Origin of the sequence: Microcystis sp. M015S2 (assembly GCF_020245945.1) — a bacterium.
Lineage (GTDB): Bacteria > Cyanobacteriota > Cyanobacteriia > Cyanobacteriales > Microcystaceae > Microcystis.
The window spans coordinates 14724-33312 of the sequence record NZ_JADBTX010000037.1 but is presented as its reverse complement, the minus strand read 5'-3'; the positions used below and the strand labels follow the sequence as shown (position 1 = coordinate 33312).

At 42.9% G+C, this 18589-nt stretch carries 23 protein-coding genes; 6 read left to right on the top strand and 17 right to left on the bottom strand.

All coding sequences use genetic code 11. The features are described 5' to 3' along the window. Positions 1-292: 292 nt before the first annotated feature. Together IM473_RS08280 and IM473_RS08275 are read right to left on the bottom strand one after the other, a co-directional pair. Complete coding sequence (locus IM473_RS08280; RefSeq protein WP_287658408.1) at positions 293-1009, bottom strand: polysaccharide deacetylase family protein; 717 nt, start codon at positions 1007-1009, stop codon at positions 293-295. A gap of 210 nt (positions 1010-1219) precedes the next feature. Further along, positions 1220-2296, bottom strand: a complete 1077-nt coding sequence (locus tag IM473_RS08275) for an AI-2E family transporter (protein ID WP_287658407.1) — start codon at positions 2294-2296, stop codon at positions 1220-1222. A gap of 273 nt (positions 2297-2569) precedes the next feature. Here IM473_RS08275 and IM473_RS08270 point away from each other — a divergent pair, with 273 nt between their 5' ends. After that, on the top strand, positions 2570-3337 hold the full coding sequence (locus IM473_RS08270) for an ABC transporter ATP-binding protein (protein WP_287658406.1): 768 nt from the start codon (positions 2570-2572) through the stop codon (positions 3335-3337). A gap of 251 nt (positions 3338-3588) precedes the next feature. Here the strand turns inward: IM473_RS08270 and IM473_RS08265 are convergent, their stop codons facing one another. The 11 genes from IM473_RS08265 to IM473_RS08215 form a co-directional block, all read right to left on the bottom strand. Then, entirely contained in the window at positions 3589-3867 is a 279-nt protein-coding gene (locus IM473_RS08265; RefSeq protein WP_002803028.1) for a hypothetical protein, read from the bottom strand. Then, positions 3864-4148: a hypothetical protein gene (locus tag IM473_RS08260; RefSeq protein WP_287658405.1), complete on the bottom strand. Its 285-nt coding sequence runs from the start codon at positions 4146-4148 to the stop codon at positions 3864-3866. Before IM473_RS08260 ends, IM473_RS08265 begins: the two co-directional genes overlap by 4 nt. A 135-nt stretch (positions 4149-4283) precedes the next feature. Continuing rightward, entirely contained in the window at positions 4284-4562 is a 279-nt protein-coding gene (locus IM473_RS08255; RefSeq protein WP_128575172.1) for a YgiT-type zinc finger protein, read from the bottom strand. Further along, on the bottom strand, positions 4501-4818 hold the full coding sequence (locus IM473_RS08250) for a DUF4258 domain-containing protein (protein ID WP_002755280.1): 318 nt from the start codon (positions 4816-4818) through the stop codon (positions 4501-4503). Before IM473_RS08250 ends, IM473_RS08255 begins: the two co-directional genes overlap by 62 nt. After that, entirely contained in the window at positions 4811-5035 is a 225-nt protein-coding gene (locus IM473_RS08245) for a hypothetical protein (protein WP_287658403.1), read from the bottom strand. The genes IM473_RS08250 and IM473_RS08245 overlap by 8 nt, the downstream gene beginning before the upstream one ends. Positions 5036-5225: 190 nt before the next feature. Continuing rightward, positions 5226-5477, bottom strand: coding sequence for a hypothetical protein (locus IM473_RS08240; RefSeq protein ID WP_002793757.1), 252 nt, complete (start codon positions 5475-5477; stop codon positions 5226-5228). Continuing rightward, the gene (locus IM473_RS08235; protein ID WP_502705821.1) at positions 5464-5634 is read right to left on the bottom strand and encodes a BrnT family toxin; all 171 of its coding nucleotides are present in this window, start codon (positions 5632-5634) and stop codon (positions 5464-5466) included. Before IM473_RS08235 ends, IM473_RS08240 begins: the two co-directional genes overlap by 14 nt. Positions 5635-5792: 158 nt before the next feature. Then, the gene (locus IM473_RS08230) at positions 5793-6128 is read right to left on the bottom strand and encodes a DUF5615 family PIN-like protein (RefSeq protein WP_287658401.1); all 336 of its coding nucleotides are present in this window, start codon (positions 6126-6128) and stop codon (positions 5793-5795) included. Then, the gene (locus IM473_RS08225; protein WP_287658400.1) at positions 6121-6432 is read right to left on the bottom strand and encodes a DUF433 domain-containing protein; all 312 of its coding nucleotides are present in this window, start codon (positions 6430-6432) and stop codon (positions 6121-6123) included. Before IM473_RS08225 ends, IM473_RS08230 begins: the two co-directional genes overlap by 8 nt. 154 nt (positions 6433-6586) lie before the next feature. Continuing rightward, a complete protein-coding gene (locus tag IM473_RS08220; RefSeq protein WP_287658398.1) occupies positions 6587-7270 on the bottom strand; it encodes a PEP-CTERM sorting domain-containing protein in 684 nt (227 codons plus the stop codon). Positions 7271-7734: 464 nt separating this feature from the next. Then, on the bottom strand, positions 7735-8367 hold the full coding sequence (locus IM473_RS08215; protein ID WP_287658396.1) for an HAD-IB family phosphatase: 633 nt from the start codon (positions 8365-8367) through the stop codon (positions 7735-7737). Between the two features lie 86 nt (positions 8368-8453). Between IM473_RS08215 and IM473_RS08210 the strand changes: the two genes are divergently transcribed. Next, positions 8454-9272 carry a carbon-nitrogen hydrolase family protein gene (locus tag IM473_RS08210; RefSeq protein WP_271954378.1) on the top strand — a complete coding sequence of 273 codons (819 nt, stop codon included), beginning with the start codon at positions 8454-8456 and terminating at the stop codon, positions 9270-9272. A gap of 196 nt (positions 9273-9468) precedes the next feature. Here the strand turns inward: IM473_RS08210 and IM473_RS08205 are convergent, their stop codons facing one another. Then, positions 9469-10701: a tRNA nucleotidyltransferase/poly(A) polymerase-related protein gene (locus IM473_RS08205; protein ID WP_287658394.1), complete on the bottom strand. Its 1233-nt coding sequence runs from the start codon at positions 10699-10701 to the stop codon at positions 9469-9471. A gap of 94 nt (positions 10702-10795) precedes the next feature. Here IM473_RS08205 and IM473_RS08200 point away from each other — a divergent pair, with 94 nt between their 5' ends. The 3 genes from IM473_RS08200 to IM473_RS08190 all read left to right on the top strand — a co-directional run bounded on the left by IM473_RS08200 (position 10796) and on the right by IM473_RS08190 (position 12038). Beyond that, a complete protein-coding gene (locus IM473_RS08200) occupies positions 10796-11044 on the top strand; it encodes a Ycf34 family protein (RefSeq protein WP_287658392.1) in 249 nt (82 codons plus the stop codon). Between the two features lie 324 nt (positions 11045-11368). Further along, the gene (locus tag IM473_RS08195) at positions 11369-11629 is read left to right on the top strand and encodes a hypothetical protein (protein ID WP_287658390.1); all 261 of its coding nucleotides are present in this window, start codon (positions 11369-11371) and stop codon (positions 11627-11629) included. Then, on the top strand, positions 11619-12038 hold the full coding sequence (locus tag IM473_RS08190; protein WP_287658388.1) for a type II toxin-antitoxin system VapC family toxin: 420 nt from the start codon (positions 11619-11621) through the stop codon (positions 12036-12038). Before IM473_RS08195 ends, IM473_RS08190 begins: the two co-directional genes overlap by 11 nt. Positions 12039-12082: 44 nt before the next feature. Here the strand turns inward: IM473_RS08190 and IM473_RS08185 are convergent, their stop codons facing one another. From IM473_RS08185 to IM473_RS08175, 3 genes are all read right to left on the bottom strand, one after another. Next, positions 12083-14782 (bottom strand): DNA methyltransferase, encoded by a 2700-nt coding sequence (locus tag IM473_RS08185; protein WP_287658387.1) that lies wholly within the window; start codon positions 14780-14782, stop codon positions 12083-12085. Between the two features lie 126 nt (positions 14783-14908). Next, positions 14909-17296 carry a DUF3769 domain-containing protein gene (locus IM473_RS08180; protein ID WP_287658425.1) on the bottom strand — a complete coding sequence of 796 codons (2388 nt, stop codon included), beginning with the start codon at positions 17294-17296 and terminating at the stop codon, positions 14909-14911. Between the two features lie 140 nt (positions 17297-17436). After that, positions 17437-17553 (bottom strand): photosystem II reaction center protein I, encoded by a 117-nt coding sequence (locus IM473_RS08175; protein WP_002732356.1) that lies wholly within the window; start codon positions 17551-17553, stop codon positions 17437-17439. A 182-nt stretch (positions 17554-17735) separates the two neighbouring features. Here IM473_RS08175 and rsmI point away from each other — a divergent pair, with 182 nt between their 5' ends. After that, positions 17736-18575, top strand: a complete 840-nt coding sequence (gene rsmI / locus IM473_RS08170) for a 16S rRNA (cytidine(1402)-2'-O)-methyltransferase (RefSeq protein WP_287658385.1) — start codon at positions 17736-17738, stop codon at positions 18573-18575. The last annotated feature ends 14 nt before the right edge of the window (positions 18576-18589 follow it).

Sequence of the window (18589 nt, the reverse complement as noted above, 5' to 3'; positions counted from 1 at the left end):
CTCTCAAATAGCAACTTATGCCAAGAAAAAAATTGCAACTCTTCCTGGAAAGATTTAGTCTGACTTGTTAAAAAATACAGGATTTTTCAGGGGGAACAAGTCCATCGAGATTGATGAAAATCTCTTGGCCACCGTTATCACTAAATGTTGTCAGATTACCATCATCTTTTCTTGTTCTTAAAATATTACCTAAGTACCTAAGCAAAATTAATTCCACAGATCTAACTACCTCTTGCCTCTTGCCTCTTGCCTCTTGCCTATCCTAACCAAGAAATTAATTTTGCACGACTACTTAATAACGTTTGTGATCAACTAATTGACTGAGAGTCACCACCTGATAACCTCGATCGTGTAATTTCGCTAATAAATTCTTCAGCACGATCGCCGTGTTTTCATCTCTTTCGGGAGACCCACCGTGAAGCACTAAAATCGCCCCGGGGAAAATAAATTGCGAGATATACCAAGTGGTAAATTGAGGGTGATTCGTTGCTTTTCCGGTATCTAAAGGGATCATGGAAGCGAGGGCAAATCGGGACTCATAGCCGGGGAATTTCCCCAAAAACGAGCGCATAGATTGATTATAGAAGGCTTGACCGGGACGATACCAGCGCGGTGCAAGACCGGCAAGACGACTTAAAATATCGTTAGCTTCCCGAAACTGACTAGCAAAAGCGTCGGCAGCCAGTTGACTGGTACGCAGATCTTGGGTGCCGTGATTAGCGATTTCGTGACCTTGGGCGATGAGGCTCTCAATCAAGGTGGAGTTAGGTTGTAGGTGTCCCGTGATCAGAAAAAAAGTCGCCTTGACGGCAGTTGCCGGGCTGGCTTTTTCTCGATTATGAGCGGCGATCGCTGCTAAAATGCGATCAGTGGATTTTCCTTCCGGATCGTTGGGAGTGGGTAGATCATCGATAGTAAGGGCGATAATTTTCTCTCCTGTCGGTTGATAGAAAATTGCCCCGGTCAAAAGTCGAGCGACGATCGAGATAATTAATTTGGCAATGCTCATTTGGGGGGTTAAGGGATGAGAGGAGAAGCAAAGATTAGCGATTACAGGCCAAAGATGATTTCTTTAGGAGATATTTCTGCATTTTGTTGAGTTTCTGCATAAGCCCCAAAACTGAGTCTAGCGACTCCTGGTAAAAATAAGGTGGTGGCCACGGATGACAACTACCAAACCTGTGAGCCTTTTCAAGGTAAAAATTAGACATATCCGCCCTTAGATTGGCTGATCATGGCTATTTACCACTGGTTCGGGGCTATCCTCGCCAATCCAAGCCCTGACTAACTCGTAGCAGAGACCGAGCAGAACCGGCCCGACGAACAAACCGATAATCCCGTAGGCGATCACTCCCCCAAACACCCCCAGCAGAATCACCACCATGGGAATGGGCAGACCGCGCCCCATTAAGATCGGTTTGAGGAAATTATCGATCAAGGTGGCCGGAATCATCCAGATGGTAAATAATAGGGCGGTGGGATGGGGTAGTGTTACCCAAGCGTGAATGAGCGCCCCCAAGACAATCAAACTGGGGCCAATTTGGAGAATGCCCAAAATTAGGGTGAGGAGAGTTAATAAACCGGCCGCAGGCGTTCCCACCGCCACTAAACCGATGCCGATCAAAAGACTCTGGATAATGGCAACACCGATAATACCGCGGCTAACATTGCGGACGGTGGAGGCGGTAAGACTGGCCAGCGCGATTCCTCGGCCTGGGGCGATCTTTTCTGCTAACCGGTTCATCAAGTGAGTCAGATTTTTAGCGGAGAGGGTGAGGGCTGCCGCAATCAGAATCGAGACGATAAATTTCAGCACCGTCAGACCGGTACTGGTAGCTAGGGAAAGGGAGATTTTCCCCAGTTCTTTTAATTGTGGCTCGAAGCGTTGAAGAAATTGACCCGTGTTATCCGATGCCTGCTGCCAGAGACCGGCAATCCTTTCGCCAATCAGCGGCCAGGTGGCCACATCGGCGGGGGGAGGGGGAATCACCGCCGCACCAGTATCGATATATTCGGCCAGCGTTCGCAGATTACCCGCCAGAACCGCTGCAATGCCACTCACCGGACCGATAATAATCCCTAGACAAAGTAGGGTGAGGAGAACCGCGGCCAGTTTCGCCCGGCCAGCGAGCAGCTTTTTTAACCAGAGAAAGATCGGATACCAAGCGATCGCTAGAATTGCTCCCCAGAGGATCATGGTTAGGAAGGGACGCAGCAGGGTAAAACCGGCAAATAACAACAGGCCGAGAAAAAACAGCCGGATGACGAGATCGATAATTTTAGCGTCATTTTTCATCAATAGCGATCGCCTTTTGGCTAGATGAGGACATTTCTGCAATTATGGCAGTTTTTCGTTATCGGTAGTGATTCGCTGGTAGTGGTGAGCCGTCTTGCTGATCTGGTGGGGATTGTGTAGAATGTTTTCTGATCAAAATAACTGCCCGATAAATCTTTAAAACTGATTCTTTCAGGGTAAATCTCCTGAGAAATATCTTTTTTTGGTCAGTGCAATGCTTACTTGCCATCGTCTTGATCGAGTAAAATCGACTAATTTAATCTGTTAACAAGGATGCAAGCAAATTTATTAGAAGTGCGCGCGGCAACCCGTCGATTTGGGGGATTAGTCGCCGTCGATGGGGTTTCCTTTCAGGTACAAAAAAACGAGATTTTTGGCTTAATTGGACCCAATGGGGCGGGAAAAACGACTTTATTTAATCTGATCACCGGTTTAATTCCCCTATCGAGTGGTGATTTAATTTATCAAGGCGACAGTCTGGCGAATTATCGTCCTCACCAGATCGCTCAGGCGGGAATTGCCCGTACTTTCCAGAATTTGCGCTTATTTGGCGAATTATCGGCTTTAGAAAATGTGGCGATCGCTGGTCACATTCACAATAGCTCCAATCTTTGGACGGGAATTTTGGGTTTACCAGTTTCGAGAAGGGAGGAAGAAAAAACCTACAAAAGAGCGGCGGAATTATTAGATTTAGTCGGATTAACCGACCAAAGCAATAGAAAAGCCTGTAATTTAGCCTATGGTGATCAAAGACGCTTGGAAATTGCCCGCGCTTTAGCTTTGCAACCCCAGTTATTACTGCTCGATGAACCGGCAGCCGGGATGAATCCCAGCGAAAAGGGGTCATTAAGTCAGCTAATTCGACAAATTCGCGATAATTTAGCTCTAACCGTCCTGTTAATCGAACATCATGTGCCTTTAGTGATGGGATTATGCGATCGCATTGCTGTGTTAGATTTCGGTAAGTTAATCGCTTTGGGAGATGCAGCTACAGTCAGGGAGAATCGCGCGGTGATTGAAGCTTATTTAGGGGATGAATAAGGATTTTAGATAATTACTCTTCAGGTTAATGGGAGATCAGTAGGTAGGGGTTAAAAATTATCAGACACCACCCTTATCAAGGGGGGACTAAGGGTAGGGTTGATTCATGAATCAACCCTACTATGAATCAACCCTAGGACTGAGGGGGGATCGAACCTAAAATCCATTTTTAATTTAATTATAACCAGCTACTTAACAATGATTATTTAATTACCAGAGATAGTCAAAAAAAGAGTTAAAGTTTCTCCCGATCAATATTTTGTCATAAGTACGGACGCACAATTATTTGTAGGATGGGTTAGCGGTAGCGTAACCCATGCTAACTCATCCAGTCGCTTAATTCCTTTAATCTTGTTAGCGCGTAACAACTCTCGACGCACCTCATAATCAGCAATTTCTGGAAGAATAACCCTAATACCTGCTTTAATTAGGGTTTGTAGCCAACAATTACAAGCTAGACTTTCAGGCGCTCGCTTAGGATTAGTAATTAAACCGATAATTCCCGTATCTAATAAAACTACTCTATTCACCAAGTTACTCCCTTTAAGTGAGCCGGAAATAAAGGACGCTCAGATAAACGATCTTGATCGAGTGCTTCGATTAAATATTCACCGGTTTCTTGTTGTTCTTGTTCATCTTCTTCATCAATCCAAGATTGAAGTAAATTAACCAGTTTGGTCTGTTTTTTTTGTTCTAAAATAGTATCTTTAAGTAGCTTGAGGACATAATCTTCTAGAGAAAGACCTTTCTCCGTCGCTTTTTGGCTGAGATATTGTTCGATTTCCGATGTTAAATTAAGAGTTAGTGGCATGGGCTTGACTTGAATCAATTTATCGTGTCTTTAACTATTATAAACAAAAAAGCGATCACCCTCTATCAATAGAGCGCAATTGCCCCTAATTTAAGACTTCAATTGTTGCTGAATTTGCCATTTTTCTATTAAAAACTAACTAGCAAAGTCAAATACTGGTGTTTCAATTACCCGTTTTGGTCGCTTATTTTCCCAGATAATTTCCTGCAAGCGTTCGACAGTTTCTGGTGCAAAAAAACGCTCTCCTGTTTCTACACAGACTCTAGCGGGGACATTTTCTATAATAAAAAAATTGCCATTGATTTCAAGGGTATAGGTAACTTCTTGTTCAATTAAGGTTTCTGGTCTAGAATTAGTTGACATCTGGTGTTCTCCTTGATTTAAAATCAATCCATAAATTTGGATCGGGTTCATATAGGGTAATAATTTTGAGCAAAGGGCGAGAGGGATAGCTACAATGAATGTGTAAGGCTCTATTAATTAGAGTAAATCCCAAAAGTAAACAGCTTGCACCATACTTATCAGCCGGATAATCTTCAATAATTTCGCTTTGTTCCATCGCCTCCCGTAATTCTTGAACACTGATCTGACGCAGGATACTTTGATTGACAGCGTGTTGAGAAAATTCCAATTGGTTTTGTCTAACTTTTTGACGAATTTCCTCAATCATTTCTGTCATAGCCGACTTTAATTTGAGCGTAAATATCCGTTGCTGTCATTTCGCCAAACAACTGATCTTTAATTTCTAAATAATTTAGAGGTTGGTATGCTGTTTCTCTTAGAAAGAAAGCCGCTTTAGCAATTCCCAATCTCTCTACGAGAGCTTTAACTCCCTCTTTTCTAATTTCCTCAATCTCAGGAATCGTTAAATCTGTTGGAACTTTCATAGTAATTTTTCTCAATTCAAGCGTCGAAATAGATTTTCAATTTTGCTTCATTCATCCACACTCCTACCATCATAACAAAAAAGCGATCGCCCTCTACAAATATAGCGTGATCGCATCTAATTCGAGACTATAGCTTTATTCGCCATTCGCTTCGCTTTCTTATAAATACTCAATCCCGCCCTGCATTTTGTCAGGACTCAGCCTTTAGGTTAGCCTGTACTGTAGAAGCAAGAGTTTTGTTATCTCGCATTACTCTGATCAACAATCTTAAGGCTTCGTTAACCGCATCAGCAGTGGGAAACATTTCTGCGACATCAGGCTCCAAGCGCACAGTGACTCCACCAAAGCTTTTTCTTCCAGAGCCTAACTTTCTAACTCGGAGGTGCTTCAAGTCATACTCTGTCCGTAAATCATCTTCCATTTCTGGCTCATCCCTCTTCATAAGCTTCTCGTTCGGTTTGCGTCACTTCCCTTGCACTAATGAGTCGAATTACATCTCCTCTTTCAGTATAGGATACAATTAACAATCGCCCTCGATCTGACTCGCCAACAATCAGATATCGTTCCTCGCTCTCAGAATGCTCTGGATCATCGAAAATTTTGTATCAGCAATTTTTTGTTATCATCACAAGTACGGGAGAGCCAATTTTGCTTCATTCATCCACACTCCTATCATTTTGACACAAAAAGCGATCGCCCTTTCAAAATATAGTGCGATCGCCCCTAATTCGAGATTTGAATTATTGCTTCTGCTCTCCTATAAATACTCAATCCAACCTCGCATTTCGTCAGGACTCAGCACTTCGTAAATCAAGACTAAACTACGAATGATTTCCCGCAGCGAACGAGTATTCTTTTTGCAAAAAGCAACCCCCCAATGAGCCGCATTTTGACTAGCCAGCCTCAGAAAATCCGTGTCATGGGTGACAATTACTCGTCCCTGCTGACAAGCAAACGCTAACTGAACCTCATCCGGTTGTCCAAGTAGTCCCATCTCACGAGTCACCGTCACATCAATCCCCTGACGGCGCAAAGCCAAAGCCACGTCTGGGTCAACATTTTCATCTAAGTGAAAACGAAGGCGCTCACTCACCACGTAACTCCTTCAGCTTTGCTTGCAACCGAGAAGGATAATTGCTTTGCAACGAGTCAGCAAATGCTTCATCCTCTCGCATACTTTGCTGGATTTCATCTTGATGGTCATAGTAGTATGCCATCGCTGCATAAACTGAGGCTAAAGGGAGGTGATATTTCCCAGCAATCAAATCTAGAGACTGTCCCATCCGTAGATATAAAGTGGCAATATCAGCAACCGTCATGCGAGTACCTGCAATACGAGGTTTTCCGCCTCTAATCCCTGGTGTAATGTCAATATACTGATTCAGAGTAATTTCCATTGATAACTATGAGATGACATACAAAGTCTAAATCAATTCCACAAGCTACTTTCAGATTCTAACACAAAGGAAAGTGTAAATCCTCAAAAAAAGCGATCGCACTTTATCGATAAAGTGCGATCGCTGCTAATTTAAGGCTAGATTGACCAGTTTTTCATTTTAATTTGCGCTTCAAGGCTGAACCAGCACCAAGAACACCAATGGTGAGTAAACCTAAGACTGAAGCAGGTTCGGGAACAGGCTTAGCCAAGCGAAGCTGTCCTACGGCAAAACCTACGCTACTGGAAACTGTGATTTTGTCAATCAAATCTCCGCCTGTGCCGTAGAAGCCAAAGTACTTGGCTCCCGCATTACCATTTACAGCTTGTGTCAGACTTGTCGTAGTGCCATCCTGAGCAGTTACAGTAATATCGAAGATGTCGAATGGATCTGGCTGCACATACAGGTCAAAAGCAGCAATACTAGCGGGCAGGTCAATCTCAATCGATGTTGCACTGTTGGAAAAATACACCTCTCCCGTGTAGCCGTTACTCCAGCTTCCCCAACCACTACCAATCTTTCGGTAATTTACACTTGGAGTGAAAGTTAAGTTACCTAAAGGCGAGGATAGAGTTGTAACATTTGTGAAAGTTGCTAAGCCAGGATCGGGAACAGTAACCATGTTAAAACCTAAATTGGTTAGCGTGTTCGTCCCCGGTGAAACCCATGAATTGCTATCATCCAAAGCGACAATGGCTGCATTGGCAGCAGTTGTATGGGCAAAGGTGACTCCTAGAGCTACAAAGGTAGCTCCAGCCGCCGCCATTGAAAATTTTTTCAGCACAGTCGAAGTTTTCATATTCAGAAACTTTCCTCAAAACAAATAAACAAATGTTCTGACTGCCCTTTAAAGGAGAAAATCTCGAATTAAGCGACATTGGCAAGGGAGAAAGATGGGTTTTTTCAAAATTGCCAATCACTAAATTTTAAGCTAGTTCCTCAATGACAAGACAGAGCAACAACGGGATTCTACCCCCTCCCGATTTTGTCAAGCCTAAACCAACAGAAATTTACAAAAATTTATAATTATTGTTACCCTTAAGAGTAGGGTAGTAAAAAAATCTTGGGTGCATCTCAATTTGGTCGAAATATCTATATTACAGAGCGCACGCAGTTCGATAAACTCACTGACCACAGTGCGCCCCTACCATTGGCGCAATAATATTATTGTAGGGGCGAATTGCATTCGCCCTCTTTGATCCCCCCTTAATCCAAGGGGGGTATCTGACAATTTTTAACCCCTACCTAATTAACAGCCGATCCCTAATCTCTCAATAACAGATATTCGCGAATCTCAAAAAAGTTATCCCAAGGAATATAGGGTTGATTTTCCGCTTGCAGATAATCGATTAAACGATCCCTAGCAAAAACTAGATCGGCCCTTCTAGCCATGGTAATATCGGTAACGGAATCACCGATCGCAATAGTTTCTACTCCTGAATATTTGGCCATAATCAAGGCTTTAGCCACTAATTCCGTCTCATTTTCCCAATCGGAGTGAACTTGCAGATATTCCCCTTGAGTATGAAGATTGACCCCATAAATTGCCGTTACCTTATCTAATAGTCCCTCGCGTTTTAAGACCGTTTCAATCATGCCTTGGATGCCACCGGAGATAATAATAAAAGGGATGGATTGCTCCTGTAAAAAAGCGAGGAATTCGGCTAATCCGGGGCGAATTGGCTTGCTTTCGGCATAGGCGAGAATATCGGCGTATTTTTGGCTCGGTATCGACTCTAAAAGTTGACGGACACCCTGGCGCAGACTGAGAGTGCGGGCGTACATTTGGGGTATAATTTGGGCCGATAAATCGGGGGCGAATTCTTTGAGCATACCCGCAAAAGTTTCCACGGCGGTGATAGTGCCATCAAAGTCACAGAAAACAATTTTACTCATGGGGTGACAAAATATCTGAAATTGGATATAATCGAAGGTTATGATTAATTTTACAGAGATTATCTGACTCTAGAGCTTCAACCCCCATGAAATCCTATCTCGCCGCCGCCATTCAAATGACCAGTCAGCCGGATTTAGAGAAAAATCTCGCTGCCGCTGAAGAGTTGATCGAACTTGCCGTGGGTAAAGGGGCGGAATTAATCGGTTTACCGGAGAATTTCGCTTTTATGGGGGCAGAAACCGATAAAATCGCCCAGGCCGAGACTATTGCTCTCAAAGCCGATAAATTCCTCCGCACCATGGCCCAACGGTTTCAAGTGACCATTTTAGGGGGTGGTTTTCCCGTGCCGGTGACGGGTATTCCCGATAAGGCTTATAATACGGCTATTTTAGTCGATGGCAACGGTGCGGAATTAGCCCGTTATCAAAAAGTCCATCTCTTTGATGTCAATGTCCCGGATGGTAACACCTATCAGGAATCGAGTACAGTCATGGCAGGGATCGATTTACCGCCGATTTATGGCTCCGATAGCTTGGGCAAAATTGGCCTCTCGATTTGCTATGATGTGCGTTTTCCCGAACTCTATCGCTATTTATCGCGGCAAGGAGCCGATGTTTTATTTGTACCTGCGGCGTTTACAGCTTTTACAGGGAAAGATCATTGGAAAGTTTTGTTACAAGCGCGAGCGATCGAGAATACTTGTTATATAATAGCTCCTGCTCAAACGGGGAATAATTACGCACGCCGTTACACCCACGGTCACGCTATGATTATCGATCCTTGGGGTGTGGTTTTAGCCGATGCGGGGGAAGAAGCGGGAGTGGCAATTGCCGAAATTAATCCCCAACGTCTGCAACAAGTGCGACGACAAATGCCTTCCCTGCAACATCGTGTTTTTGTTTAAAATTCGCTCTGAAAATTAGTTCCCAGGTACGGTTATCAATAGGGAACAGAGCCTCACTTCTGTGTTCTCCAAACACTTAAGTAGGTAGGCATTAAAAATTATCAGATGCCCCCCTTATTAAGGGGGGATCCCCCCTTAATCCCCCCTTATCAAGGGGGGTAGGGGGGATCGAACCTAAAATCCATTTTTAATTTAATTATAACCAACCACTTAATAATAACTTTTTAGCAAAATCGATCGCTTCCTGAAAAACTGTAACTTTGCCTTCAATTTGGGCAATTTGTACCTCGGTTAATAACTTACCAATAATCGGACTAGGTTTCAGGTGTAAATGGTTAATTAAATCATCGCCCCTTAATAAAGGTCGGGGATGGGCGATAATATTATGGGGATCGAGATAGGAAGTCAACAGAAAAGCGACGATATTTTTGTTAATCCCCATCGATAGAGCAAAAAGGGCAAAGATAGGAAATACTTTTCCCGTATTTAGATAAATAAAATACTGTTCCCGCAGACTTAAATTATCTGCCTCCTTGAGGGGAGGTAAACACTTAATCACCGTGATTACCGTGCGAATTTCCCCACGGGAATACTTGAGATCGATTAATTCTTTTTCCGCTTCTGCTAAAATATCCGATACCAATAGGGCTAATTTTGTCAACTGTAACTGAGAAGGGGAAAAGATAAATTTTTCCGGTGACAAAGATTCTAAAAATCCCGCTGCCGCTTCCACCCCCATAACTCGCTCCATTTTTGCGGGGGTAATCCGACGCAACCAGAGAGATAATAAGCCATCTTCCCAAGCACTTTTTAGCCATTTATTGCCACGGGAATTGAGCAAAAGGTAATTCAACTCGGATTGTACCCTTTCGGCGGCTACAAGGCGCAATAAAGGGGCAAGAGAACGAATAGTTGCACGGGTATGGGGTTCGATCTCAAAGTCCAATTGAGCCGCTTGTCGATAGGCCCTTAATAATCTTAGGGGATCATCTTGGAGATTTTCGCGGGAAATCATCCGCAGAGATTGGCAGCCTAAATCTTTTAATCCCCCTAAAGGATCGAAAATTTCTTGGGTTTGGAGATTATAAGCGAGAGCATTAACGGTGAAATCCCGTCTTTTTAGGTCTATTTCTAGAGATTCTCCCTCCTGTTGTGCGAAATCAAGCGTACCCTGCGGAAAAACGACGCGAGCAATTTGACGAACGGCATCTAAAACCACAAAACCGGCTTTATACTGATGGGCAATAGTTTGAGCAATTTCGATCGCTTTTTCGGGAACCACAAAATCTAGGTCAATATAGTCTTTCTGACGGTTTAATAAAGCGTCTCGCACAGCACCACCGACTAAATAAGCATTTTCTGGCAATTCTTGCCGATTAATCGCAAAAACTTCTTTAACTAAACTATCTAGGTTTTTTTGACAAGACATCGAGAAGATAAATTTACAAAAATATAATTTTGACCGGCCCCATTTGGAGAGAGACTAAGCTAGATTAACGGAAAAGACCTATAGAGTTAAACTTATGTGTATTTGTGTTAACTGCTATTTTGTTGATCGCTGTCTCACCTATCATGCCGTAGAAACACAACATCAGGAACGTCATCTCACCGAGACACCGGACTTTGAAGCGAAGAACCCTTCTATTAACGTTAACATTCGCACCAAAGAAGATTATATCGAAATGGAATGGGATGTGGTGGGTTGCGAAAGCTTTTTACGCGAAACTGGTAAATGGTCTAGTTTGCGACCGGGTGAACCAATTCCCACCTAAAATACCTGAACTTCCCCCATACATATATACTACAAGAGCCAAAAACCCTTATCCAGCAATGGATACAACCTTTGAATTTTCTTGATGTACCCGTGGAATGGTGGTCATGTATATAGAAAAAGTTCCTAACCGTTGTGTCTGGAGTGGTTTTTATCAATGAGCATTGCTTAAAAGCAAATAATTCATAATTTAAGTAGGTAGGCGTTAAAAGTTATCAGATCCCCCCGCCTATCGGCACCCCCCTTATCAAGGGGGGCAGGGGGGATCGAACCTAAAATCCATTTTTAATTTAATTATAACCAGCTACTTAAGAGCGAGGTATTTATGGGTAAAGAAGAAGAACTACTTGAACAATGGCGAGAACTGACTCCGGAAAAGCAACAAAAAGTTTTACAATTTGTTCAAATACTTAAGTCTAAGTCAGAAACAACAGCACCACAATCTAATTTTATTCCCCAAACACCATTAAGCAAAAAGTTATGGGAAATCCGACATCGGGCGATCGCAGCTGGATTGCAACTGCTCAATGAAGATGAAATAGAACAAGAACTTGCTGCACGTCGAGGAGGGTGCAGTGAGTCATAAGAAAGCCTACATAGACTCTGGCGTACTCATTACTGCTTTCCAAGGCATCCAATCAGCCAGTATCAAAGCCTATCAAATTCTCAACGATGAAAATCGGCAGTTTGCCTCAAGTCGATTTGTTCAGTTAGAAGTATTACCTAAAGCAACTTTTAACAAGCAACAAGAAGAAATAGAATTTTACGAAACATTTTTTCTGGCTGTTAATTACTGGGCAACTGACTTAGAAAAAATTATACAGAATGCTCATGAAATTGCTGGCACTTACGGTTTAGCGGCGATGGATGCACTTCATGTTGCTGCTGCGCTGCAAATTCAAGCTGATGAACTAATCACCACCGAAAAGCAAACCAAACCAATGCACCGAGTCAGGGAAATTCAGATTGTTTCAATAGACATCTCTTTTGCATGAGTAGAAAACGGGTTTCTCGGAGAAACCCGTTTTCTGTGCGTTAACTAAGAGTAAGGAGACCAGGGACCGATGACGGTTTCTCCTCGCTTCTCTTTTTCTGCTAATTCCAGGTTTAAGGTTAATAGTTTCTCTAAGATGTCGTCGTCAGCTTGGAAGTGATAGGCTTCCATCACTAGCTTGTCTAATTTCTGATGGAGTTGATACAGTTGGCTACTGGGTTCGTTAAAGAATTGGTTATATAGTTTAGTGATTCCCCATTGTTTTTTCTCCATCTGTTGGCTGCGGTATTCGTGTAATTCCCCGGCGGTTTGACGGATTTTTTCGACAAGTTCCTGTGAAGGTGTCTGGGGAAAGGGGAAGGTTTCAAAACAGGTGTTATGAGTGTAGGCTGTTGTGTGACCCAGGGTAGATTTTTGAGATTGCATCCAAGTTCGGTGAATGTTAGATAAAAGAATACCTAAGATATAATAATCATCGGAAGCAACTACTACGGATTTATCTCCAGGAAGCCAGTTAAGGGGTGCTGGAATAAAAACCGCCCATTTAGAGACTCGTGGAACAGCAAAGTAGCATGAAATGGAAGTAATTGCTGTTCTCATTGCTGGTCTTTTTTCACCATATTTCCACCAGTTTAGTTTAGTAACTTCTCGTCTATTTTGCTCTCTTTCTGGCTTAACATTTACTTTAATATGCTCAAAAGGTAGTTTATATTCACTAGCATCCTCTAAACTCATATTATTGAAATCAATAATCCAGCGGCTAGGTTTTCCATGAGGATTGTCAGTTAAATCACCAGCAGAGGATGATAATTTTAAAACCTCTTTATTCTTAAGAGCATTTTCGATCCATTTTTCCGCTTGCTCACTCTTAATATAAAATCCCTTACCAACTGGTATCACTCCTTGAAAACTAATATTTTTGTTGGCTAATAGTCTAACTGCTTTTGAAACATCTACTGTCGTCGTCAAAGAAGAATTAATCTGAGAAACTGGATGATTATCTAAATAATAACTTACCGGTTCAATTTTACTCCAATTGACAATACTAACATGAACAGTAGCCTCACCAGACCAAGGCTGAGTAGAAATCGCCTCATGAATGCGTCCACCATTGTGAGTAATATAATCCAACGCTGCTACACGACTTTTTCCTTGACTAATAGAATTAGTTCCGACTAAACCCGCTCTTCCTTTCTCATCTAATTGATTATGTGCTAGACGAAACCAATAGGAACAAAAATCAACCGAGTCTTTAACCTCAGAAAACCTCGCAAACACTCTATTAACATAATCATCACTGAGATTTAATCTCATGTGTTTCCCTCCCAAAAATGGAGGATTGCCGATAATTGCGTCTGCTTTTTGCCAATCCGTAAACAAAGCATCAGCACAGATAATATTACTATCCAAAGTATCCAAAGGTAAAGAAGCTTCCGTCAAATTAAACTTATCAATCGCCACCTTCCGGGCAATCATTAAAGTCACCCGCGCTAATTCTACAGCAAAAGGATTAATATCCATACCATAAAACTGTTTAGGCGTAACAAAACTAATCTGTAACTGCTCACTAGCAGAACGACGACGTTCAGCAATCTTTTCAATTAATAACTGTTCAATGCGCTTTAATTCTTGATAGGCGACATAGAGAAAATTACCCGAACCGCAAGCAGGATCTAATACCTTATACTGCTGTAATTCTAACTGAAGTGTATTTAACTCCCCAATCGTCCCAGCTTGCTCAATTCTTTCCTCCCAGTAACGGCTAATAGTTGGGCGAACAATTTTCATAATATCCGCTTCTGAGGTAAAGTGCATCCCGTAGGTGTGGCGTTCTTCAGCATTAGCTGTCCCTTCAAAAATATTACCAAAAATTGCCGGACGGATCTTACTCCAATCCTGACGCGCCGCCACATCCAGAAACTCTAATTCTTTCTGATTTAATTCAATTGGATGAATTATACTAAACAGTCCCCCATTAAAATAATCCACTCCCTGATACTTACCAACGGGGGTAATTCCGGGTTGGTTCATCTGTTGAAATAATCCTCCCAAAACATCATAAGAATTGCCACCATTTAGACATTCTTGTACACAAGAAATAAATAAATCTCTTGGTAACAATCCTCGATCCTCGGCAAACATTGCCAAGACACACTGTAAAATAAATCGCTGCGCCGTCAACTGATCAAAACCGCTTTTCTGACTGCGTTTTTTTAACAGTTGAAACAACTCACCCATCCGCCGCGCTGCCGTTTCTGTAATCTCGACTTGATTATTCTGAAAGATAGGGGTACGATTCCCTGCTTCCATAAAATTGAAGGCACTCACCCGATTTTTCAAATCGTTGAGATTGACTCGATCTACTGGTTCATCTATTTGAAGATCAAAATCAAAAATCCAGAACTGATCAAAATTACATAATAAGACATAGCGAGGGCGATTAGGAACCAATCGACTCCAGTATTCAAAAGCTTGGGGATAGTGTTTATTTAAATCTTCTCCTCGCTTTTTCATTTCAATTAAAACACGAGGTTTCCAAACTAAATCAGCAAATCCCGTTTTACCTTTCTTGCTACCTTTAGTAATCGCCTCCTCATAAGTTGCACCCGCTTCTAACGCACCTTTATGACCAAAAGCTCGAAAGAAACGGTCTAGGAAAATCTGAGCTTCTTTCCTTTCTTTGCCAGTAATATGCTGTTGACAAAAATCAATAAATTCCTGTAAGCTTTCAAGAGTAGTAGTCATCTTTTGCCTTTCCATTGGAGTAGGGTGGGCGTTGTAGTGCGATCACCATCTTACACAATAATTCATCATTCATAATTCCCCCCTCCCTTCTCCTGTCTCCTGTCTCCTGTCTCCCGTCTCCTCAGCTTAACGGGTTACTCCATCCACCACCGGACGGATATCGCTGCCCTCAAAATAGCCGGGGTTGCCTGTCCAGTTGAAATCCGACACGCGGATGTTGAGTATTCCCAACTGCAGCACTGGGTTATAGCGCAAAATTAAACTATAGGTGCGACGACTCCATTCGAGAAAATATTCTGTACTGATTTCCTTAGCTTGATCGATACTATAAATGCTCTGAAAACCCACACGGATCGGACCATATACCTGTTGAGTTATACCATAGGACATTGTTTGTTGATCAACAAAGCGATCAAAGAAAAAGGGTGATTGTCCGTTAACTAAACCCTGACTAAAACTAATATTAAACCCGGTATAGTCGAAAAAATTGCGGGAAAAACGCCCAAACTGCCCTAATAATCCCACGGTTCCCGTGACGGAGTTTTGCGTCTCTCCATTGGTGTAATAACCGGTGACACCGGTGACACCGGTGACAATAGCAATATAGGGTTGAACGGGAAGAGGAGAAAATCTTAACCCTTGGTCGGGGGTCGGTGGTAAAGTGGGAGCAGACCAGAGTAAAAAACTGCGATTGAGGGAGACAGCGCCCTGAAAACGGCTTAAATTAGTAACATTATCCGTTGCATTGGCCGCTAAGAGATTACTGCGATCGGTGGGTGCGTTGATATTCTGAACAGAAGCTTGATAACTGAGTCTAATATCCGTATTCGGGATGACAATCACCGGTGAGGTCAAAATTGCCCCAAAACTGCTATTAACCGTCTGAAACCCTAAAGAACCGTTAAAGAGACGATCGCGATAATTGTACTCCACATTGAGCAGATAGGGATCCTGCAACTGTCCGATCGTCTGTTGAAAGCGAATTTTAGAACGAACACTATTTTCGATCTGTTCCAAATCTAAATTAGAAAAAGAAGCTGTCGCCTGAAAAAACGAGCGCTCCCCGAAATTAGTGGCAAAATTCCCCAATAAACCAAAAGCTTTCGGACTAAGGGGCGAAACTTCCCCACCTCCGGGGTTAGCTGAGGGAAAAGCATCGGGATTAAGGACTTTTTGAATTAAATATTGCGGTGTCAACTCAAAAATAGTCTTCGGTGTCTCCACTAAAGTTAGGGGACTTTCTACGAAAAATCCGCCCCGATCCTCCCCATCATAGCCCGGGGCAATTAAAAAAGGACGACGACGACGGCGATCAAACGTAAGACTATTAATAAAAGTCGGTGCCACTACCCGTTGATCGAAAACCAACTGGGAATTACTCATCCTTAACTCATCGGTAAAGGGGCCGGTACTGCGAAAAGTTGCGGAATTAGCCCGAACTTCCAATTCAGGAGGGGAAAAAGGGTCATTCGTCAGACGCACATTAGTGGCATTCCACACCTTACCATCAAAATTCAAGCGCTCGGCCTGAAAACGGACACGATTAATCGTTCCCCCCGATGGACTACTAATATTCTGTCGATCGCGCCGACTGGGATCCTGTCCCCCGACGACAAATTGAAAACCCTCTCCCGTGGTGATTCTCTGCAAGGGTTGATTTAATGCCAAACGATCGGTTAGGGTTGCAAAAGAACTACCGGCCCCCACATCCGTGGGCAGCGTTTGCCCTAAATCCCTAGCGGTGCTGGGTTGAAAAATCTCCCCATTAGCATTAAATACCACACCGCTATCCTGGACGAAATAATATTCAAAGCGATCGCCGCGCAGGATTTGATCTCCCCGGGTTAGGATCACCTGGCCCTCCGCTACCGCTAACTTTTCGGGAAGATTAATCTGTAAGCGATCGGCCGTTAGTACACTTTGGGCAAAACGCAGGGTGACATTACCTCTAGCGGTGATAATCTGCCGATTTTGGTCAAATTCCTGCTCATCGGCCACTAATTCTAGGGGTCTTTCCCCTTCTGGATTAGCGGACTGATCTAGGCTGTTATTGAGGGAAATCAAGTATTCTTGGCCGGTTTTTTCGCCTTTTTTCCGCACTAATAGCCGAGTTGAGCCATTTTTCTGGTTAAGAGCTTTTTGATTTAATCCTGAAACTATCTCGGTTTCGGGATGAATGGTGACACCAACGGCTGCGGGGGGTGGAGAATTCTGAACAGAAAGGGGTTTTCCTAAAGCTGCCGCGTCACCCGCACTGCTAGGTAAAGGTTCTAAGGGAATACCCTCATCGGGAACCAAGGGTTTTACCTCGACGGTTTCCGCAGGAGGAGTGACGGTGAGGGGAATAGAAACGCTCTCTTCTGAAGGCTTTTTTGCTTCTAGAGGTGCTGGGGTGACAGGGAGGGGAACTACAGACGTGGGACTATTTTCAGAAACTTGGCGCTCCTCCGTTTCGGGGTCGGCTACAGTATTAATTAGGGCAGGTGGTTCAACAGCTAAGAGAAAAAAAGACATGACTGCACGAGTCGGCGATCGAAATAGAGGACGAGCGAACCTCAATGATACTACCACGATCATTATTTCTAGGGAGACAGGGAAAGTTCGATAACTTGTTCCCTGTGTATCTACCCTAGAACCAGTTTGATAATTGTCTTCTACTCAAAGTCTTTGCGTCCGGGGTTACGAGTAGGATCGCCAGAAAGGAAGCCAAAGATAAAAAGTAAGACAAAGAAGGAAACAACGATATAAACGGCGATTTTTAGGGTTAACATTACTAAGACGTTCTCCTTAGACTAGATTAATGCAATAACAGGGTTAGCATACCTTGACCTACTTTACCCTATTTGAGTGATCCCTGAACAGAGAAAAGCGATCAATCTTCAGTTATCAGCCTACTGTTTACTGTTTACTGATCACTGAAAAGACGACTAAATAGCCTATTTTTAGCCAATTTATGAATAATATCGGTAAATTATATGTGGTGGGAACGCCGATCGGCAATTTAGACGATCTGACTTTCCGCTCCTTGGCAACTCTCAAAAAAGTCTCTCTAATTGCTGCCGAAGATACCAGACACACGGGCAAATTATTACAGCATTTTGATATTCCAACCCCTCAAATTAGTTACCATGAACATAATCGCCTTTCCCGTCTCGATGAGTTATTAAATATTCTCAGCCAAGGTGAGGATATCGCTTTAGTTACTGATGCGGGAATGCCGGGGATTTCTGACCCAGGTTATGAGTTAATTAAAGCTTGTATAGAAGCTCAGATCGAAGTGGTTCCCATCCCCGGAGTAACGGCGGTAATTACTGCTTTAGCGGTGTCGGGATTACCCACGGAAAGATTCTGTTTTGAAGGATTTCTTCCGGGTAAGGAAAAGCTGAAACAAGAGCGCTTAGAGGGTTTAAAAACCGAAACAAGAACGATGGTTTTTTATGAAGCACCTCACAAACTTATTAAGACTTTGGAGGATTTACGCGAAACTTTCGGACCCACGAGAAAGATAGTTTTAGGTCGGGAATTAACCAAGCTTTACGAAGAAATTTGGCGAGGAACTATCGCTGAGGCGATTAATTTATATCGGGAGAATAAAACTCCTAAAGGGGAATTTACAATCGTAGTTATGGGCAACGATCAGGCCGGTACTATCCAATTATCCGACGAGGAATTAAAACGGGAATTAAAACAAATTATCGAAGGAGGAGTTAATCGATCGCAAGCCAGCAGACAATTAGCACAAGTTACTAATTTATCCCGCAGTCGTTTATACAAATTAGCCCTAGAAATTTGATGATTATCAATTTT